At 65.3% G+C, this 1,180-nt stretch carries 2 protein-coding genes and 1 pseudogene; 2 read left to right on the top strand and 1 reads right to left on the bottom strand.

Annotated elements, in window-relative coordinates; translation table 11 throughout:
* Together WDW90_RS37340 and WDW90_RS37335 are read left to right on the top strand one after the other, a co-directional pair.
* Positions 1-99: pseudogene (locus WDW90_RS37340) on the top strand (extracellular catalytic domain type 1 short-chain-length polyhydroxyalkanoate depolymerase); the annotation flags it as partial.
* A 188-nt stretch (positions 100-287) separates the two neighbouring features.
* Positions 288-476 (top strand): hypothetical protein, encoded by a 189-nt coding sequence (locus tag WDW90_RS37335; RefSeq protein ID WP_336492760.1) that lies wholly within the window; start codon positions 288-290, stop codon positions 474-476.
* A 204-nt stretch (positions 477-680) separates the two neighbouring features.
* Here the strand turns inward: WDW90_RS37335 and WDW90_RS37330 are convergent.
* On the bottom strand, positions 681-1,180 hold a 500-nt coding region (locus tag WDW90_RS37330; protein ID WP_336492759.1), incomplete at its 5' end, for a transposase.

Raw genomic sequence — 1,180 nt, 5'->3', positions numbered from 1 at the left:
AGCGGGACGTACACCGACCCGCGCGGCCCCGATGCGAGCCGGGAGATGATGCGCTTCTTCCTGGCTCACGCGAGCACCACCGCCCAGACACGACACTGACGACCGCAGGGCAGATCGGACGAGATCGGCTATCCCTACGTTGATGCATAGCGGCGATAGGGGCGAACTCCCGTCGCAGCTCTCCTGGCGGAGGGTGAGATGCGGAGCTGCCCCTTCCTGTCTGCTGCCTGTGCCCTACGGTGGCGCGCCACTGGCGGCTTGCTGGCTTAGCTAGGCGGAGGGGTGACATGACCATCCTGGACAGCACGCACGGCCTGCCGGTCTGGCTCTGGACACTCCTCGCCTTCGCAGCTGCGCTCGTTGCGCTGGCGCTCGTGAACTACGCTGTCGCCCGTTTGGCCGAGCGTCGGCATCCACCAGCGGTCCCATCGTCCGACCTCCGCCCGCCCTCGGACCCAACAGTCGGCCCCGCATAGCCTTGCAGTGCAGCAGGCGCTTTTACGGCTGTTCCGCAATATAACGAGGCTGTGTGGAAAGTCCTACAGGGTCCTGCTTCGATGGACCCAGGTTCCAGGTGAGGCGGGTTGGCTTGCTCTGGCAGTCCGCTCACCGGCTGGCGTGCGTGATGAGGGTTAGGACGCGTGTTCAGCCGGACCGACCGGCGATGAGGGGCGTCAGGCTCAGTTGGCCCTGATCGCTGCCATCAGCGGTGCGATCCCGACGATGTTGATCACCCGCTTCAAATTGTAGGCGAGCACCTGCAGGCTGGCCTCGGTGCGGACGTTCGCCAGCCCACGGGTCAGGAAATGGGTCGCACCCATCCAGCTCTTGATCGTACCGAAGACATGCTCGACCGTTGAGCGCCGGACCTGCATCAGCTCCGGTCTTTGTGCGAGCCGCCGCTCCATCGCTTCCAGCACATCCTCGTGCTCCCAGCGCCGCACGCGCCGCTCCTTGCCGATGGTGCAGCTCGTCCTCATCGAACAGACTCCGCAACCGCTCGCCCAGTAGACGCGGATGCGCATGCCGTTCTCGACCGAGGTGCAGTGATGGGTGAGCGTCTCACCTGCAGGACACCGGTAGGTGTCGCTCGGCGCGTCGTAGACGAACGCGTCCTTGCCGAAGCGCCCGTCCGCCACAGCATTCGATGTGATCGGCTTGACCACATGGGCTGCGATGC

The sequence above is a fragment of the Methylobacterium nigriterrae genome (assembly GCF_037106235.1).
In the GTDB taxonomy this organism is placed as follows: Bacteria; Pseudomonadota; Alphaproteobacteria; order Rhizobiales; family Beijerinckiaceae; genus Methylobacterium; species Methylobacterium nigriterrae.
The sequence above is the reverse complement of the archived record's forward strand: the minus strand, read 5'-3'. Positions and strand labels throughout refer to the sequence as shown.